Origin of the sequence: Streptomyces sp. R33 (assembly GCF_041200175.1) — a bacterium.
GTDB classification, from domain to species: domain Bacteria; phylum Actinomycetota; class Actinomycetes; order Streptomycetales; family Streptomycetaceae; genus Streptomyces; species Streptomyces katrae_B.
On the sequence record NZ_CP165727.1, the window covers coordinates 6,338,946 to 6,354,801 of the forward strand.

Consider the following 15,856-nt stretch of genomic DNA (forward strand, 5'->3'; position numbering starts at 1 on the left):
AGCAAGGCCCGTCCCCTCAGGGGGGCGGGCCTTGTCACGTTCCCGGTCCCCTGACGTTCCCCGTCCCCTGAAGTTCTCGGCCCCGTGAAGTTCCGGTTCCTGCGAAAGGGCCAACTGGGGAATGGAGCAGCCGTCTTGGACGTTCTTCGCTGAGAAGACGGCGAGGAGGAGTGGTGGCGGTGCTTGATCCACAGGGTTTGTACGAATGGGATGCCAAGGGCCTGGCAGTGGCGGACCTGGCACTCGCCCAGGACTCGGCCGGGCTGGTCATGCTGTACCACTTCGAGGGGTACATCGACGCGGGCGAGGCCGGGGAACAGATCGTCGAGCGGCTGCTCGACACCCTGCCCCACCAGGTGGTGGCCCGGTTCGACGCGGACCGCCTGGTCGACTACCGCGCCCGGCGCCCGCTGCTGACCTTCCAGCGCGACCACTGGACCGAGTTCGAGGAGCCCCGGCTCGAGGTGCGCCTCGTCCAGGACGCCACCGGCGCGCCGTTCCTGCTGCTCTCCGGCCCCGAGCCGGACGTGGAGTGGGAGCGCTTCGCCGTTGCCGTCCGGCAGATCGTCGAACGCCTCGGTGTCCGGCTCTCGGTCAACTTCCACGGCATCCCGATGGGCGTCCCGCACACCCGGCCCGTCGGGATCACCCCGCACGGCAACCGGACCGACCTCATGCCGGGGCACCGCAGCCCGTTCGACGAGGCGCAGGTGCCGGGCAGTGCGGAGTCCCTGGTGGAGTTCCGGCTCGGCCAGGCCGGGCACGACGTGCTGGGCGTCGCCGCGCACGTACCGCACTACATCGCGCGCTCCCCGTACCCGGACGCCGCGCTGACGGTGCTGGAGGCCATCACGGCGGCGACCGGGCTGGTCCTGCCGGCGGTGGCGCACGCGCTGCGCACCGAGGCGCACCGCACGCAGACGGAGATCGACCGGCAGATCCGCGAGGGCGACGAGGAGCTGGTCGCCCTGGTCCAGGGGCTGGAGCACCAGTACGACGCGGCGGCCGGCGCCGAGACGCGGGGCAACATGATCGCCGAGCCGCAGGAGATCCCGTCGGCGGACGAGATCGGCCGCGAGTTCGAGCGGTTCCTGGCCGAGCGCGAGGGCGAGGGCTGAGCTCCTCGTCACGGTCGGCCGGGGCGGGGGGCTGTACGAGGGCCGGGGTGCGGGGTCTAGTCTGCTGGGCATGTTGAAGGTGGGCCTGACAGGCGGAATCGGTGCCGGCAAGAGCGAGGTCTCGCGGCTGCTGGCGGGGTACGGGGCGGTCGTCGTGGACGCCGACCGCATCGCGCGGGAGGTCGTGGAGCCCGGTACGCCCGGGCTGGCGGCCGTCGTGGCGGCCTTCGGGGAGTCCGTGCTGACCGCCGAGGGGGCGCTGGACCGGCCGAAGCTGGGGTCGATCGTGTTCGCCGACCCGGCGAAGCTGCAGACCCTCAACGCGATCGTGCACCCGCTGGTCGGAGCCCGGTCGGCCGAGCTGGAAGCCGCCGCGGGAACCGACGCGATCGTGGTGCACGACGTACCGCTGCTCGCGGAGAACGGCCTGGCGCCGCTGTACGACCTCGTGGTCGTGGTGGACGCCGCTCCCGCAACGCAGCTGGCCCGGCTGACCACGCTGCGCGGGATGGCCGAGGAGGAAGCGCGGGCCCGGATGGCCGCGCAGGCCACGCGGGAGCAGCGGCTGGCGCTGGCCACGCTCGTGATCGACAACGACGGGCCGCTGGAGGCGCTGGAGCCGCAGGTGCGCAAGGTGTGGACGGAGCTCAAGGAGCGCGCGGCCGCGACGGCCGATACGGCTGGTGCCTGACGTGCACATGGAATAGCGGGCGGGGCGCGGGGCGTTGAACGCGCCTGCAGAGGGAAGGAACAGACCGTGTCCGACACCACGCCCCAGCCCGTGCCGTCGCAGCCGCCTCCGCCGTCCGGCTCGTCTCCCGAGACGCACGTCATCGACTACCGGGCCGCCGAGCACCTGCTGGCCGCGCGGGATCCGCGCGGCGCCGTGAAGCTGCTCGACTCGGTCATAGCCGCCCACCCGGAGAACACGGCGGCCCGGCTGCTGCGCGCCCGCGCCTTCTTCGCCGCCGCCCAACTGCGTCCGGCGACGCTGGAGTTCGAGCTCGTGCTGGAACGGGAGCCGGACAACGCCTTCGCGCACTTCGCGCTGGCCCGCACGCACGAGCGCTCCGGCCGACCCGAACAGGCCCGCAAGCACTTCCGCCTGGCGGCCGCCCTGGACCCCCGGCCGGACTACCTGGCGGCGGCCCGCTTCGAGGAGTAGCTCCGTATCACCGGCTGTGGGGAGGCTCGTACGGGGGGATGTCCGGGCCCGGCTGGTAGTGCGGGCCCTGGCGGATGTGGTGGAGGACCACGGCCAGGTCCACGGTGGCGAGCACCGCGAGCACGCCGCAGGCGGCCGCCCACCCGGGACGGCCGACCAGCGCGAACGCGGCCGTCCCGGCGACGGCCCAGACCAGCCCCCACAGGCTCAGCCAGAACCGCAGCCGCAGCGGACTGCGGGCGGTCACCGGCTCGTTTCCGGAACGCATGACCATCGCCTCAGGTCCATGGTCCCACCAGTGGGGCGGTCAGGGGTCGAGGCGGTTCACGGCTGTCGTGGTCGTCTTCTTGAAGGCGGGGACGGGGGCGTCGCTCAGGTCGCCCATTTGACCCCACTGGACGACGGTCACGGTGGAGCCGTCGCGTCCGATCCCGAAGAGGTGCACGCCCGGCTCGGACTCCGGGACCGAGGTGTGCACCCCGTAGACGTGGGCGCCCTCCTCGACGGGGAGCGTGCCGTAGTCCTTCGAGGACGCCTCCCCGTCCGGGTGCTCCCGCAGCCAGTCTCCGGCGCAGGCGGCGACCCGGCGTTCCAGGCTGCGGGTCAGCCGGGCGGCAGCGGAGTCGGAGGAGGTGCGTACGGAGATCTGCACGGCACCGGTGTCGAGGTCGGTGCCGAAGCGCCGGTGCCAGCTGCCGTTGGCCGGAAGCACCCCTTCCAGGCAGAAGGGTGCGGCCTCGGGCAGCCCCTTGGTGACCTTCCCGGCATGCCAGGGCGAGTTGGCATGCGGCGGCAGATCGGCGGCGCCGAGGAATCCGGGAGCGGTGAGCACGAGTGCGATGGCAGCGGCGAGGCCTTGGAGCATGGTCGTTTCTCCCCAATTTCATGTGTAAGGGCCGTGTGTCATCCCTTCCCCGAAACGCCCTCCTTTCAGTCCGTCCGCCCCAGCCGGCCCCGGGGCGGGGAGAGGTCCCGCGCGGCGGCCCCGGAGTCGGCATCCGCCCAGCTCAGCGGCATTGTCAGTGCCCGCACCTAGACTCGACGGCAGACGGGATCCGTCTGACCTGATGGCACCGAGGGCGAGGGGAGGCGACACCATGACACGGCAGCCGCAGCCACAACGGCACCAGCCGCATCCGCACGCCCCCCTCCTGCGCCACCCCGCCGTCTTCCTCCCCGCCCCCGTGCCCCGCGAGGCCCGCGTCGCCTTCTGGGCGCCCGACGGGGACGCGCTCCCGGACGGCGCCGGGACACCGGCCCCGCTCACGGTCGTACGCCCGCACGGCCAAGGGGTCCGTAGCCGTACCGTCCCCTCCCTCACCTTCTCCGTCACCGAAGCGCTGCCCCTGCTCGCCCGCGCCCCCCGCAGCCCCGCCGGCCACCCCGCCACCCGCGCCTGGGGCACTGCCGCCCTCCACGCCCTCGCGCTCGTCGCCCGCGGCCGGCTGCTCCCCGGCGTCACCCCCGGCGGGGTCGACGCCTGGCGGGCCGGCCCGCTCGACGCCGAGGACGTGAGTCACCTGCGCGCGGTGGCCGCCGCGCTCCCGTACGAGGGGTACGCCACCCCGCTGCCCGGCCGCCGCCCCCTCCAGCTGCCCGATCCGGAGGCCCTGGTCCGGGCGTTCCTCGATGCCGTCGCCGACAGCCTGCCCCGCACCCCGGCGGCGCCGCTGGCCGCCGGGCGGCCGTTCGCCGCGCAGGAGCCGCAGCGGGTGCCCGGGATACAGGAGTGGGCCGCGCAGGTCGCGGCGGGCGCCGACGCCGGGGTGGGGATCTCGCTGCGGCTCGACCTGTCCTCCTTCCGCCTCTTCGACGGCGCGCAGGAGGCGGACGAGGCCGATGAGGCGGGCTCGGACGGCATCCGCCGCGCGGGCGCCGCCGTCGTCCAGGTGCACAGCCTCGCCGACCCCACCCTCGTCACCGACGCAGGGCTGCTGTGGGCCGGTGCGGCCGCCGCCGGCTTCGGGCCGCGCGCCCGGATCGACGCCGTACTGGCGCTGCGCCGGGCCGCCCGGGTCTGGCCGCCCCTGCTGCGGCTGCTGGACCAGCCGGTGCCCGATGTCCTCGCCCTCTCCGATCCGGAGCTCGAAGACCTGCTGGGCCGGGCCGCGAACCGGCTCGCGGCCGCCGGGGTCCTGGTCCACTGGCCGCGGGAGCTGGCCCGTACGCTGTCCGCGACCGCGGTCGTACGGTCCACCGCGCCCGGCTCCGCCACCGACGGCACGGCGTTCTTCGACGCCGGGCAGCTGTTCGCCTTCTCCTGGGAGCTCGCGCTGGGCGGCGACCGGCTCACCCCGGGGGAGATGGACGTGCTGGCGCAGGCCCACCGGCCCGTGGTCCGGCTGCGCGACCAGTGGGTGCGGGTCGATCCCGAGCTGGTGCGCAAGGCGCGCAAGCGGGAGCTGGGGCTGCTGGACCCGGTGGATGCGCTGGCCACCGTACTGACGGGGACGGCCGAGGTGGACGGGGAGCCGGTGGCGGCGGTCCCGGTGGGCGCGCTGGCCGCCCTGCGGGAGCGGCTGACCGGCGAGCTGGCCCCGCTGCCGCAGCCCGTCGGGCTGAAGGCCACCCTGCGCGACTACCAGGCCCGCGGTCTGGCCTGGCTGGACCTGATGACCTCGCTCGGCCTCGGCGGCTGCCTCGCCGACGACATGGGACTGGGCAAGACCGTCACCCTGATCGCGCTGCACCTGCACCGGGACCGCCCCGAGCCGACGCTCGTCGTCTGCCCCGCGTCGCTGCTGGGCAACTGGCAGCGGGAGATCGAGAGGTTCGCGCCCGGGGTCGCGGTGCGCCGCTTCCACGGCGGCAGCCGCAGCCTCGACGGGCTGGCCGGGGGATTCGTGCTGACCACGTACGGGACGATGCGGGCGAGCGCGGCCCGGCTGGCCGAGCAGCCCTGGGGCATGGTCGTCGCCGACGAGGCGCAGCACGTGAAGAACCCGCATTCGGCGACGGCGAAGGCGCTGCGCACGATTCCGGCACCGGCCCGGGTGGCGCTGACCGGCACCCCGGTGGAGAACAACCTGTCCGAGCTGTGGGCGCTGCTCGACTGGACCACGCCGGGGCTGCTGGGCCCGCTGACGGCGTTCCGGGCCCGGCACGCCCGCCCGGTGGAGCACCAGCAGGAGGAGGACGGGGGCAACGAGGCGGCGGTGGCCCGGCTGGCCGCGCTCGTACGCCCGTTCCTGCTGCGGCGCAAGAAGTCCGACCCGGGGATCGCCCCCGAGCTGCCGCCGAAAACGGAAACGGACCATCCGGTCTCCCTCACGCGTGAGCAGGCCTCGCTCTACCAGGCCGCGGTGGACGAGGCGATGGCCGTGATCGAGGCGAGCGAGGGCATCGAGCGGCGCGGCATGATCATGAAGCTGCTGGCCTCGCTCAAGCAGATCTGCAACCACCCCGCGCAGTACCTGAAGGAGGAGCAGCCCCGGATCCCGCACCGCTCGGGCAAGCTGGCCCTGCTCGACGAGCTGCTGGACACGATCCTCGCGGAGGACGGCTCGGTGCTGGTCTTCACCCAGTACGTGACGATGGCCCGGATCATCGAGCGGCACCTGGCCGCCCGGGGGATCTCCCACCAGCTCCTGCACGGAGGGACCCCGGTCCCGCGCCGCGAGGAGCTCGTGGACCGCTTCCAGTCCGGTGAAGTCCCGGTCTTCCTGCTCTCCTTGAAGGCGGCGGGCACGGGGCTGAACCTGACACGGGCCGGCCATGTCATCCACTTCGACCGCTGGTGGAACCCGGCGGTGGAGGAGCAGGCCACCGACCGCGCCTACCGGATCGGCCAGACGCAGCCCGTCCAGGTCCACCGGATCATCGCGGAGGGCACCGTGGAGGACCGGATCGCCGAGATGCTGGAGGCGAAGCGGGCCCTGGCCGATGCCGTGCTCGGCTCGGGAGAGTCGGCGCTGACCGAGCTGACCGACCGCGAGCTGGCCGACCTCGTCTCCCTGCGGAGGCCCGCATGATCACGGCGTGGAGGTCTGCATGATCATCGCGAGGGACGACCGCCGCCGCACCTTCGAGACCGTGCCCGCCGGTGTGGAGGCCGCCAGCTGGTGGGGCCGGGCCTGGGTGTCGGCGCTCGAGCAGGTGTCCCGTGACCCGGCCCGCCTGGCCCGGGGCCGCGCGTACGCCGCCGAGGGCCATGTCGACGCGGTCACGGTCACCCCGGGCCGGATCGTGGCGTACGTACGGGGCAGCCGGGCCCGCCCGTACCGCACGGAACTGGCCCTGAGCCCCTTCCCGGACGCCGAGTGGAGCGAGCTCCTGGAGGCGGTCGCTGCGGACCCCGCGGCCCTCGCCGGCCTGCTGGAGCGGGAGGTTCCGCAGTCCCTGGCGGGGACGGTCCTGCCCGGTGCGGGCGAGCTCGTCCCGCGCTGCTCCTGCCCGGACACCGCCCGTCCGCCGTGCAAGCACGCCGCGGCCCTCTGCTACCGGGCGGCGCGCCTCCTCGACGAGGACCCGTTCGTCCTGCTGCTCCTGCGCGGCCGGGGCGAGCGGGAGCTCCTCGACGAGCTGACCCGCCGCAATGCCGCCCACGCCGCCCGCGAACAGCCCGACGCCGCACCGGACTTCCCCGGTGTCCCGGCCCGCGCCGCGCTGGCCCGCACCAGCCTGCCGCCGCTGCCGGCCCCGCCGGCGGCGCCCGCCGCCGTGGGCCTCCCGCCCGCCTACCCGGCCGACCCGGCCGCCCCCGACCCGCTGGCCCTGGACCAGCTCGCCACGGACGCCGCCGCGCGCGCCCTCGCGCTGCTCACCACCGCCGAGGACCCGATCGCCGGCCTCACCCTCTGGCAGGACGCCGTCCGCCTGGCCTCCGCGCACCACACGGCCGGCCTCACCGGCGCGGCCCGCACCCTCTACCGGGACCTGGCCCGCGCCACCGGCCGCACCACCACCGACCTGGCCCGGGCCGCCGCGGCCTGGCGCCAGGGCGGCCTGCCCGCACTCGTCGCCCTCGAGGAGCCCTGGGACCCCCCGGCCGGTCCCTTCGACCGGGCCCGCCCGGCCCTCCTGGCCGCCTCCCGGGGCGCCTTCCGCCCCGACCGCAACCGCCTCACCGCGCACACCCGCCAGCTCCGCCTGGGCCGCGACGGCCTCTGGTACGCCTACGAGTCCCGCCCGGACACCGAGGACTGGTGGCCCACGGGCACCCCCTCGGCCGACCCGCTCACCGCCCTGCGCCGCTGACCTCCGCCGCCCAGCGCGTCAACGTGGTGAAGTCGCGCTCGCGCAGGCCGTGGCGGGCGTGGATGGTGAGGAGGAGCGCCGGAGCCGGGTGGTGGGCCGCGATCCAGGCGCGGTCCCGGGGGGTGATCATGTCGTCGACCCAGGCGAAGGGGCGGCCCGCGGCCCAGTCGAGGAGCGGGCGGGTCTTCCAGAACAGACCGTCCGGATCGTCGGCGAAAAGTTCCGGCCACTCGATGACGGGAAGGTCGCCGGGTAGTCCGATGTGCGGGGCGATCATCGTGTTGGCCTCGTGCATCCAGGCGGTGGCCCAGGTGAGTTCGTAGGGCAGCGCCAGCAGACGGAGGCCGTGCGACGGGTGCAGGCGGACCCGCAGCCCGCGCCGGGCGCTGCGCGACTCAGGGTGCCGGTGGGACATCCAGCCGGTCGGACGCATCCGGTGACTGGTGTATCCGCGCAGTCCGGCGAGGCGGGACCGGAAGGGGTTGAGGGGGCCGTCCACGTCGAGGAGCAGCAGCGGGCGTTCGGTCATGAAGTAGGCATTACCCAGTACACGATGGAGTGAAATGCCTACCGGCTCTATAACCCGAATGGGTTTACCGCGTTGTTTCCGGTGCGGGTGCAGCACCCGTGAACTCCTCCGGAAGGCAGGGAAACTGATGCGTCACAGTCGTCGGAATGGCTTGATCGCGGCGGTGGTTGCGGGAGGCGGACTGGCGGTCGCGGGTGCCAGCGGGTTCGCCTACGCCGATGCGGACGCGGGCGGGAAGGCCGAGCGCTCGCCGGGGCTGCTGTCCGGGAATCTGGTGCAACTGCCGGTGCACACCCCGGTGAACGTGTGCGGCAACACCGTGAGCGTGGTCGGCTTGCTCAACCCGGCCGCGGGCAACCGCTGTGCCAACGAGGCGGGGGGCGGTGGCGTCGCGCATCCGGGGTCCGTGTCCTCGCATCCCGCGAAACCCGGGACCCGGGCGGGGAACGGCACCGGCTCGGGCGGGGGAGCCCGTGCCGAAGGGAGCGGAAAGGATTCGCCGGGGCTGCTGTCCGGCAACGGGATTCAGCTCCCGGTCGACGTCCCGGTCAACATCAGCGGGAACGCGGTCAGCGTCGTCGGAGTCGGCAACAGTTCCACCGGCAACACCTCCGTCAACGGCGAGGAGCCCAGCGGCGGTAAGCCCCCGCAGCAGGAGCAGCAGCAGCCGCCCGTCGTCGAGCGGCCCGTCACCCCGCCCGCGCCGCCGCAGCACGGCCCGGCGCTCGCCCACACCGGGGCCGACGCCGCCGGCTACCTGCTGCCCGGCGGCGGGGCGCTGCTGCTGGGCGGGGTCCTGCTCTACCGCCGCTTCCGCCTCCAGTAGGCCGCAGGACCTACGGCTCGGGGCCCGAAGCGTGCGGAGGGGGTGGTGCGGGGGGCGGGGGTGTGCGCCAGCCGTCCAGGATCGCGTCGATCCGCGCCGCCAGCCGGGCCCGGGCCGCGAACCGCGGGACACCCGCCATCAGCAGGGCGTCGTACTCGGTGTCGGTGTGCCGCACCGCCGCCCGGACCGCCACCGACACCGCCTGTACGTCGAGGGCCCGGCCGGCCGCCGTACGGCCCACCCGGCCGCTGCCGCGCAGCGAGGCATGAGTGGCTATCGCCACCGCCCGATCGGCCGGGCACCCCGGGAACAGCCGCACGATCTCGGCGGCGAACGCAGCCGTGAACCGGGTGTCCTCGACCGCGCGGCGCAGCCGGTCGCGCTCCCGGCGGCGGGCCCGCGCCTCGGCGTCCGCGAGGCAGGCGCGCTCTGCGCGGGCCAGGGCCGGGTCCTCGACCAGGAGCCCCTGGCGCTCGTAGCGGCGGCGCCGCTTGTTGAAGCGAACGACGACGGCGGAGAGCGAACTGGCCTCACGGGCCCGCCGGGTGAGTGCGGCATCCCCGCGCGGCAGGTAGACGAGGTGCCCGAGGTCGGCGCAGTCCAGGCAGCGGGGCACACCGGCCTCGCGGACGAGATGCCGGAGCGGCCCCTGGCGGCACTCTGCACAGTTGATCTGCTTCAGCGACTCGAACACCACGAGGCTCATGACGATGTGATACCGCCGTCCGGTCTGCTTATCACCTTGCCGAAAATGGTGGTTCGGGTTTCGCCAACTTTCCCGGATGTCCGGATGTCCCTCTACCGTGGGGCGTTGGGGCTGCGGTAGGGCCGTGAGGCCCATGGGGGAGAGGCGGTTACATGGCTGGACGGCAGGCGACGGCGCGGCTTGCGCGGGACACGGCCGGCGCGGGGCACCTCGCGGGCCGGGAGGTCGTCATAGAACCCGGCGGCTGCACCGGCTGGCACTTCCACCGGGTCCCGCTGATCGCGCTGGTCAAGTCCGGGACGCTGACCCGGATCCTGCACGACAACTCGGTCGTCGTGCACCGGCCGGGGTCCAGCTTCGTCGAGCCGCCCGGCATCGAGCACCTCCACCTCGGCCGCAACCTCGCCGCGGTGCCCGTCGTGCTGTACGTGACCTCCACGCTGGCCGAGGACGAAGCCTTCTCCATACCCGCTGCCGCCCCGCGCGGCGCAACACCCTGCTCCTGCTCAGGGGACTTCGCGTGAACCGGCCTCCCGCGAGCCGCCCCGCCCGGCGCTGCTCCGTCCGGAGCCGCCGCCCCGCTCAGACCAGGCGGCGTATCTCCCCGCGCACGCGGTAGAAGCCTCCCGAGGCCGCGTGCAGCCCGTCCACCACGTACCGGGCCCCGGGCTCCCGTATCCCGCGCGGGAACTGCACGTTCCACGAGGGCTCGAAGCCGCCCGACACCACCTGCACCCGCATCCGGCCGCCCTGGCGGACGCACTCCACCACCACACCGTCCGCCGGCGCCGCCGCCACCGAGACGGTAGCCACCGCCGCGGGGGAAGCCGCCGGGGTGAACACCGGCAGCGCAGCCGCCGACTTCACGTCCACCGCCGTCGGCACCGAACCCCGCTGGGCCGCGAGGATCGCCGCCTCGCTCGCGTCCATGCAGATCAGGGACCCGTCCGTGGTCACCAGGTACAGCCGCTCGTCCAAGTACTGCATCGACAGGGCCGAACCGCCGCCGGTACCCAGCTTCCACAGCCGCTGCCCGTCGGCATCGAAGCAGTACACCGAGGAGGCGTAGTCGGCGGCGAACACGTGCCGGCCGTCCGGCGAGGTCGCGCACGCGTACACGGCGGCGTCGCACCGGTAGGAGGCCTCCACGGCGCCCGTCGCCTTCGCCAGCCGCTGCACGGTGTGGCGGCCCGTGCCCGCGTAGACCGTGTGGTCCTCCTGCCAGCCGAAGAGCACCGAGCCGTCGGTCGGCGTGTGCCACAACTGGGCCCCGCCGTCGGCCGCGTACGCGGTGACGCCCTGGCTGTGCCCGTGGTAGACCGCCCGCTCGTCCGCCCGGACCATCCACGCGTTCGAGCCCGACGACCGCCGCGACCACTGGAACTCGTCCTCGTGGTCGATGACCGTCAGCCCGCCGCTGCGGTCGGACACGCTCAGCACGCCCTCGTGGATGTCGAGCCAGAAGATGTCCACGTCCGCCGCGATGTCGTAGGCCCCGAACGGCACCTTCGACGACAGGTCGTACACCGTGCCGTCGTCACAGCCCGCGTATATCCAGAACTCGTCCGCCACCAGGCACTTCACCCCGTCCGGCAGCGAGTACCGGGCCAGCACCTCGCCCCCGTGGCTCAGCGTGTACACGTCCCCCGCCTGGTTGCCCACCCAGCAGCGGTCCTCGTCCACATGGATCCCGAACGCCGAGGAACCCGTACGGAACCGCCACAGCACCGGAGCCACGGCCCGCGCCGTCGACGGAGCGGAGGTGACCTGGCGGCGCGTCACCGCCCGGGCCGCGCGCTGTCCGGCCACCGCCGGCGCGTACCCCTTGCGGACCTTCTCCCCGATCTTCTTGGCGGCCGCCGCCCGGGCCTTCTCGACGTTCGGGAACGACGAGCTCTGCAGCTGGCCGGCCGCGCCGATGCGCCCGTACCGCACCGAGACGGCCGTGCCGTCCACGGTCACCTCGTAGAACTTGTGCGCCCCGCCGCCATCCTGCGACAGCTCCAGATACGTCGTCTCGCGAGCCATGTCAGACCCCTCCCCAAGGCCGGGCCAACGGCTCTTTCCCGCCGGTGATCCCTCGTGAAAAACGCTACGGCCCACCACTGACAATGGGCCCGTGCAGCTGGAAGCGATCACATGGCAGCGGATGGCCGAGCGGCTCGCCGGTCACCTCGACGAACACAGGACGTCCCCGGAGCAGGCGACGTGGCAGCGGGTGGGCATCGACGGCGCACCCGCCGCCGGCACCGGCGTGCTCGCCGGCCACCTCGCCGACGAGCTGCGCCTGCGCAGCCGCCCGGTCCTGGTGGTCCCGGCGGAGGGCTTCCTGCGCCCGGCCTCGCTCCGCTTCGAGTTCGGCCGCGAGGACGTGGACTCCTACCTCGGCGGCTGGTACGACACCGCCGCCCTCTGGCGCGAGGTGTTCGGCCCGACCGACCCGGGCGGCACCGGGCGGGTGCTGCCCGACCTCTGGGACCCGGTGACCGACCGGGCGACCCGCAGCCCGTACACCGAACTCCCGCCGGGCGGCGTCGTGATCGTCCACGGCCCGCTGCTGCTGGGCCACTGGTTCCCCTTCGACCTCAGCGTGCACATCCGGCTCTCGCCGGGGGCGCTGGCCCGCCGCACCGAGGAGTCCGCGCGCTGGACCCTGCCCGCCTTCGCCCGCTACGAGGCGGAGACCGACCCCGCGGCGCAGGCCGACGCCGTGGTCCGGGCCGACGACCCCCGCCACCCCGCCTGGACCGGCCTCACGGGCCCCACCGGCTGACCTCTGCGGCGCCCGTACCGTCACGGACGTCAGGGATCCGCAACAGCGGCATCGCGGCTCTGCGACGAACGGGATCCGGCCGTCGCCGCGGCCGGAACCCGGCGCTACGTTGACGCCACGCTTCGACGGCGGCCACCTGGTGGCGCCTTGGCAGAGGGAGACGGCAATGGACGGACGCGGTACGGCGGTTCAGGGTCCGAGACGGCTGCGCCGGAACGCCGCCTGCGCCGCGCTGGTGCTGTGCGGGGCCCTGGCCCTCACGGCCTGCAACGGCGACGACGGCAGTGACGCGGGAGCGGGAGCCGGCGGTGCGAGCCCCAGTGCGAGCCCGGTGAGTCCGTCGGCCGCACCTGCCACCTCCGCCACCCCGGCGGGCGGAGCGACTCCGTCCGCCTCTGCGGCGTCCTCGAAGAAGCCGGACCCGACCGCCACCGCTCCGGCCAAGCCGAAGCCGCCCGCACCCGGACCTGCCTGCGCCTCCAAGGAGGCGGTCTCGCCGGACGAGATCGCCGTCTACCGCTACACCCCCGAGGGCGGCCAGTACAGCCTGATCGTCAAGCACGGCCACTGGGGCTGCCCCGTCGCGGGCGGTGTCACGCCCTTCGTGACGGTCGGCGAGGAGACCTACATCCCGATCGCCGAGGACGCCAAGATCGGCGCCCACGCCCCGATCCTCTCCGGCTCCGCGAACAAGCCGATCACCACGCACGAGCTCACCTCGTGGCTGGAGACCCACCCGAACAAGGGTCTGGTGTTCCACTACAACGTGAACAAGGCGGGCGTGATCGACACCCTCGGCCAGGAGGAGTACCTCTCGTAGCTCCCCGTACGCGGCGCCCGGCACTCCCTACGGGCGCCCGCCCAGCCGGGTCACCGCCTGCGCGGCCGCCCGGCAGCCCGCCCGGGCCGCGTCCACCGGGGCCGCGCCCGCGAGCCGGGCCGCCAGGAACCCGCCGGTGAACGCGTCTCCGGCCCCCGTCGAGTCCACGGCCTGCGCCGACTCCGCCGACACCTCCGCGGTCACCCGGCCCGCCTCCGCCACCAGCGCCCCCGCCGCGCCGCGGGTGACCACCACCAGCGGCACCCGCCGGCTCAGCTCCGCCGCCGCCCGGGCCGCTCCCGCCGCCGCGGGCAGCCCGGCCAGCAGCCGTGCCTCGTCCTCGTTGGGCAGCAGTACGCCGACGCCCGCCACGGCATCGAGGAAGCGCTGCGGACCCAGCGCGACCAGGAAACCCGCCGAGGCCGGGTCCACGCTCACCGGCACTCCGCGGGCCCGGGCCGCCCGCAGCGCGACGAGGGCCAGTTCCCGGCTGCTGTCGGCGAAGAAGAGGTAGCCGGACAGGTGCAGATGGGCCGCCCCGTCCAGCAGGGCCGGCGCCCAGTCCTCGGGGCACAGCCGCAGCGCGGCGCCGCTGTCGGTGAGGAAGGTCCGCTCCGCGTCCTTGCCGACCAGCGCCACCACCGTCCCGGTCGGCTCGGCCGCATCGATCACCAGCCGCGGCCGCACCCCGCAGTCCCGCAGCGACTGCTCGTGCCACCGGGCGGATTCCGTGCCGACCCGCGCCAGCAGGCGTACCTCCGCCACCCCCGCGTGGGCCGCCCAGCAGGCCGCATTGGCTCCGGCGCCGCCCGGCAGGGTCCGGATCCGCGCGGCCGTGTCCGTGGCCGGGGTCAGCGGCTCCGGATGCACGGCCACGACGTCCGTCACCACGTCCCCGACGACCAGCAGCGCCCCGGGCGCGGTCACGCGCGCGCCGCCCAGGCCCCCGCGATCCTGGCTCCGAGCGCCACGTTGCCCCGTACCGCCGCCAGGTTGGCCTCCAGCGAGGCCCCGCCCGTGGCCCGTACCAGGAACCCCAGCAGGAACGGGGTCACCGCCTGCCCCGTGATCCCCCGCTCGTGGCACTCCTCGAGGGCCTCGGCCAGCACCCGGTCGTGCAGGTCCGGATCCAACTGATCCGCCTCCGCCACCGGATTCGCCACCAGCAGTGCCGATTCCGGTCCGCCGAGGGCGTCCTGAGCGGCCATCACCGCGGCCACCTCCTGCGGCCGGTGGACGGTCCAGTCCACCGGCTCGCCGGAACTGGCCAGGTAGAAGCCGGGGAAACGTTCCGTCCCGTACCCCAGTACCCCGACCCCCAGCGTCTCCAGCCTCTGCAGCGTGGCCGGCACGTCCAGGATCGACTTCACCCCCGCGCACACGACCGTGATCCGCGTCCGCGCCAGCAACTGCAGATCCGCCGACTCGTCCTGGGTCTGCGCGTACTCGCGGTGCACGCCGCCCAGCCCGCCCGTGGCGAAGACCCGCAACCCGGCCCGCGCGGCCAGGAACGCCGTCGCGGACACCGTCGTCGCGCCGGTCGCGCCGGCCGCGAGCGCGGGAGCCAGATCCCGCTGGCCGAGCTTGCGCACGCCCTCGCCGCCGGCGATCCGCTCCAGCTGCGCCTTGTCCAGGCCCGCGTACGCCACCCCGTCGACGACCGCGATCGTGGCCGGAACCGCCCCCTCGGCGCGCACCAGCGCCTCCAGTTCGGTGCCCACGGCCAGATTGCGCGGGCGGGGCAGGCCGTGCGCGATGATCGTCGACTCCAGAGCCACGACGGGACGGCCCCGGTCGAGTGCCTCGCGGACCTCTTCGGACAGGACGGGGACCTCGGGTGATGTGTGCATGTCCCATCCATGGCACGGGACGTGCGCCCCCAAACGCGCTCCCGGCCCGCCTTCCGAACCTGTCCGAGTAGCGTTCCCCCATGGACCCCCGGGACACCCGTGCCTTCTACGACGAACTCGCCGACCGGTACGACCTCCTGTACGCGGACTGGGACGCGGGCATCGCCCGCCAGGGCCGGGCGCTGGACGCCCTGCTCACCGCCTGCCTGGGCCCCGGCCCGCACCGCGTCCTCGACAACGCCTGCGGAATCGGCACCCAGGCCCTCGGCCTGGCGGCGCTGGGCCACCGGGTCACCGGGACCGACCTGAGCCCGCCCTCGGCCGCCCGCGCCGGCCGCGAGGCGGCGGCGCGCGGGCTCGCCCTGTCCACCGCGGCCGCGGACATGCGGGCCCTGCCCTTCCGGGACGGCTCCTTCGACGCGGTCGTGTGCGCGGACAACGCCCTGCCGCACCTCCTGACGGCCGGCGACGTGTGCACCGCCCTGGCCGAAACCCTGCGGGTGCTGCGCCCGGGCGGCCTGCTGCTGCTCTCGACCCGCCCGTACGGCGAACTGCGGCGCGACCGGCCGCAGAGCGACGGCCCGCACGTGCGGACGGGCCCGGACGGACGGACCGTCAGCTTCCAGCTCTGGCAGTGGCACGAGGACGGAGAGCGGTACGACCTGGAGCTGTTCCAGCTGCTGCCGTCCGGTACGCCCGGCCGCGAGACGTGGACCACCCGGACGGCCAGGGCCACGTACTGGGCGTTGCCCGAAGAGGAGACGGCGGCCCACGCGCGCCGGACCGGGTTCGCCGAAACGGTGTGGCACCCGGCGCAGGCCACCGGATTCCACCAGCCGGTGCTCAGCGCCCGTCGGCCCGGCTGAGGCGCAG

At 74.4% G+C, this 15,856-nt stretch carries 17 protein-coding genes; 10 read left to right on the forward strand and 7 right to left on the reverse strand.

Annotation, left to right across the window (positions count from 1 at the left end):
- The first annotated feature begins 179 nt into the window (after nt 1-179).
- The 3 genes from AB5J51_RS29165 (at nt 180) to AB5J51_RS29175 (ending at nt 2,283) form a co-directional block, all read left to right on the forward strand.
- Nucleotides 180-1,118, forward strand: coding sequence for a PAC2 family protein (locus AB5J51_RS29165; protein ID WP_030292149.1), 939 nt, complete (start codon nt 180-182; stop codon nt 1,116-1,118).
- A gap of 70 nt (nt 1,119-1,188) precedes the next feature.
- Complete coding sequence (coaE, locus tag AB5J51_RS29170) at nt 1,189-1,809, forward strand: dephospho-CoA kinase (protein ID WP_053785757.1); 621 nt, start codon at nt 1,189-1,191, stop codon at nt 1,807-1,809.
- Between the two features lie 66 nt (nt 1,810-1,875).
- The gene (locus tag AB5J51_RS29175) at nt 1,876-2,283 is read left to right on the forward strand and encodes a tetratricopeptide repeat protein (RefSeq protein ID WP_234381995.1); all 408 of its coding nucleotides are present in this window, start codon (nt 1,876-1,878) and stop codon (nt 2,281-2,283) included.
- A 7-nt stretch (nt 2,284-2,290) separates the two neighbouring features.
- On the opposite strand, the gene AB5J51_RS29180 is transcribed toward AB5J51_RS29175, so the two are convergent.
- Nucleotides 2,291-2,551 carry a DUF6343 family protein gene (locus AB5J51_RS29180; protein ID WP_369779028.1) on the reverse strand — a complete coding sequence of 87 codons (261 nt, stop codon included), beginning with the start codon at nt 2,549-2,551 and terminating at the stop codon, nt 2,291-2,293.
- A 39-nt stretch (nt 2,552-2,590) separates the two neighbouring features.
- A complete protein-coding gene (locus AB5J51_RS29185; protein ID WP_369779029.1) occupies nt 2,591-3,148 on the reverse strand; it encodes a hypothetical protein in 558 nt (185 codons plus the stop codon).
- A 232-nt stretch (nt 3,149-3,380) separates the two neighbouring features.
- On the opposite strand from AB5J51_RS29185, the gene AB5J51_RS29190 reads away from it, so the two are divergent.
- Nucleotides 3,381-6,254: a DEAD/DEAH box helicase gene (locus AB5J51_RS29190; protein ID WP_369779030.1), complete on the forward strand. Its 2,874-nt coding sequence runs from the start codon at nt 3,381-3,383 to the stop codon at nt 6,252-6,254.
- A 19-nt stretch (nt 6,255-6,273) separates the two neighbouring features.
- Nucleotides 6,274-7,479, forward strand: coding sequence for an SWIM zinc finger family protein (locus AB5J51_RS29195; RefSeq protein ID WP_369779031.1), 1,206 nt, complete (start codon nt 6,274-6,276; stop codon nt 7,477-7,479).
- Here the strand turns inward: AB5J51_RS29195 and AB5J51_RS29200 are convergent.
- Nucleotides 7,460-8,008: a hypothetical protein gene (locus AB5J51_RS29200; RefSeq protein ID WP_053785761.1), complete on the reverse strand. Its 549-nt coding sequence runs from the start codon at nt 8,006-8,008 to the stop codon at nt 7,460-7,462. The genes AB5J51_RS29195 and AB5J51_RS29200 overlap by 20 nt on opposite strands.
- A gap of 163 nt (nt 8,009-8,171) precedes the next feature.
- On the opposite strand from AB5J51_RS29200, the gene AB5J51_RS29205 reads away from it, so the two are divergent.
- Entirely contained in the window at nt 8,172-8,834 is a 663-nt protein-coding gene (locus AB5J51_RS29205; protein ID WP_369779032.1) for a chaplin, read from the forward strand.
- A gap of 10 nt (nt 8,835-8,844) precedes the next feature.
- Here AB5J51_RS29205 and AB5J51_RS29210 read toward each other — a convergent pair whose 3' ends face one another.
- Nucleotides 8,845-9,540 carry a DUF2293 domain-containing protein gene (locus AB5J51_RS29210; protein WP_133898351.1) on the reverse strand — a complete coding sequence of 232 codons (696 nt, stop codon included), beginning with the start codon at nt 9,538-9,540 and terminating at the stop codon, nt 8,845-8,847.
- A 152-nt stretch (nt 9,541-9,692) separates the two neighbouring features.
- Here AB5J51_RS29210 and AB5J51_RS29215 point away from each other — a divergent pair, with 152 nt between their 5' ends.
- Nucleotides 9,693-10,064 carry a cupin domain-containing protein gene (locus tag AB5J51_RS29215; protein WP_136225952.1) on the forward strand — a complete coding sequence of 124 codons (372 nt, stop codon included), beginning with the start codon at nt 9,693-9,695 and terminating at the stop codon, nt 10,062-10,064.
- Nucleotides 10,065-10,122: 58 nt separating this feature from the next.
- Here AB5J51_RS29215 and AB5J51_RS29220 read toward each other — a convergent pair whose 3' ends face one another.
- The gene (locus AB5J51_RS29220) at nt 10,123-11,568 is read right to left on the reverse strand and encodes a WGR domain-containing protein (RefSeq protein WP_369779033.1); all 1,446 of its coding nucleotides are present in this window, start codon (nt 11,566-11,568) and stop codon (nt 10,123-10,125) included.
- Nucleotides 11,569-11,659: 91 nt separating this feature from the next.
- Here AB5J51_RS29220 and AB5J51_RS29225 point away from each other — a divergent pair, with 91 nt between their 5' ends.
- Entirely contained in the window at nt 11,660-12,313 is a 654-nt protein-coding gene (locus AB5J51_RS29225) for a uridine kinase (protein ID WP_053785765.1), read from the forward strand.
- 166 nt (nt 12,314-12,479) lie between these two features.
- A complete protein-coding gene (locus AB5J51_RS29230; protein WP_369779034.1) occupies nt 12,480-13,133 on the forward strand; it encodes a hypothetical protein in 654 nt (217 codons plus the stop codon).
- Nucleotides 13,134-13,160: 27 nt separating this feature from the next.
- Here AB5J51_RS29230 and AB5J51_RS29235 read toward each other — a convergent pair whose 3' ends face one another.
- A complete protein-coding gene (locus tag AB5J51_RS29235) occupies nt 13,161-14,060 on the reverse strand; it encodes a carbohydrate kinase family protein (RefSeq protein ID WP_369779035.1) in 900 nt (299 codons plus the stop codon).
- Nucleotides 14,057-14,983 carry a pseudouridine-5'-phosphate glycosidase gene (locus AB5J51_RS29240; RefSeq protein ID WP_369779036.1) on the reverse strand — a complete coding sequence of 309 codons (927 nt, stop codon included), beginning with the start codon at nt 14,981-14,983 and terminating at the stop codon, nt 14,057-14,059. The genes AB5J51_RS29235 and AB5J51_RS29240 overlap by 4 nt, the downstream gene beginning before the upstream one ends.
- 80 nt (nt 14,984-15,063) lie before the next feature.
- Between AB5J51_RS29240 and AB5J51_RS29245 the strand changes: the two genes are divergently transcribed.
- Nucleotides 15,064-15,849, forward strand: coding sequence for a class I SAM-dependent methyltransferase (locus tag AB5J51_RS29245; protein WP_369779037.1), 786 nt, complete (start codon nt 15,064-15,066; stop codon nt 15,847-15,849).
- Nucleotides 15,850-15,856: the final 7 nt, after the last annotated feature.

What these genes read in the sequence shown, in the direction of transcription:
- AB5J51_RS29180 (WP_369779028.1), bottom strand. Translation starts at nt 2,551, where the DNA reads ATGCGTTCCGGAAACGAGCCGGTGACCGCCCGCAGTCCGCTGCGGCTG.
- AB5J51_RS29185 (WP_369779029.1), bottom strand. Translation starts at nt 3,148, where the DNA reads ATGCTCCAAGGCCTCGCCGCTGCCATCGCACTCGTGCTCACCGCTCCC.
- AB5J51_RS29195 (WP_369779031.1), top strand. Translation starts at nt 6,274, where the DNA reads ATGATCATCGCGAGGGACGACCGCCGCCGCACCTTCGAGACCGTGCCC.
- coaE (WP_053785757.1), top strand. Translation starts at nt 1,189, where the DNA reads ATGTTGAAGGTGGGCCTGACAGGCGGAATCGGTGCCGGCAAGAGCGAG.
- AB5J51_RS29240 (WP_369779036.1), bottom strand. Translation starts at nt 14,983, where the DNA reads ATGCACACATCACCCGAGGTCCCCGTCCTGTCCGAAGAGGTCCGCGAG.
- AB5J51_RS29230 (WP_369779034.1), top strand. Translation starts at nt 12,480, where the DNA reads ATGGACGGACGCGGTACGGCGGTTCAGGGTCCGAGACGGCTGCGCCGG.
- AB5J51_RS29210 (WP_133898351.1), bottom strand. Translation starts at nt 9,540, where the DNA reads ATGAGCCTCGTGGTGTTCGAGTCGCTGAAGCAGATCAACTGTGCAGAG.
- AB5J51_RS29220 (WP_369779033.1), bottom strand. Translation starts at nt 11,568, where the DNA reads ATGGCTCGCGAGACGACGTATCTGGAGCTGTCGCAGGATGGCGGCGGG.
- AB5J51_RS29200 (WP_053785761.1), bottom strand. Translation starts at nt 8,008, where the DNA reads ATGACCGAACGCCCGCTGCTGCTCCTCGACGTGGACGGCCCCCTCAAC.
- AB5J51_RS29190 (WP_369779030.1), top strand. Translation starts at nt 3,381, where the DNA reads ATGACACGGCAGCCGCAGCCACAACGGCACCAGCCGCATCCGCACGCC.
- AB5J51_RS29245 (WP_369779037.1), top strand. Translation starts at nt 15,064, where the DNA reads ATGGACCCCCGGGACACCCGTGCCTTCTACGACGAACTCGCCGACCGG.
- AB5J51_RS29215 (WP_136225952.1), top strand. Translation starts at nt 9,693, where the DNA reads ATGGCTGGACGGCAGGCGACGGCGCGGCTTGCGCGGGACACGGCCGGC.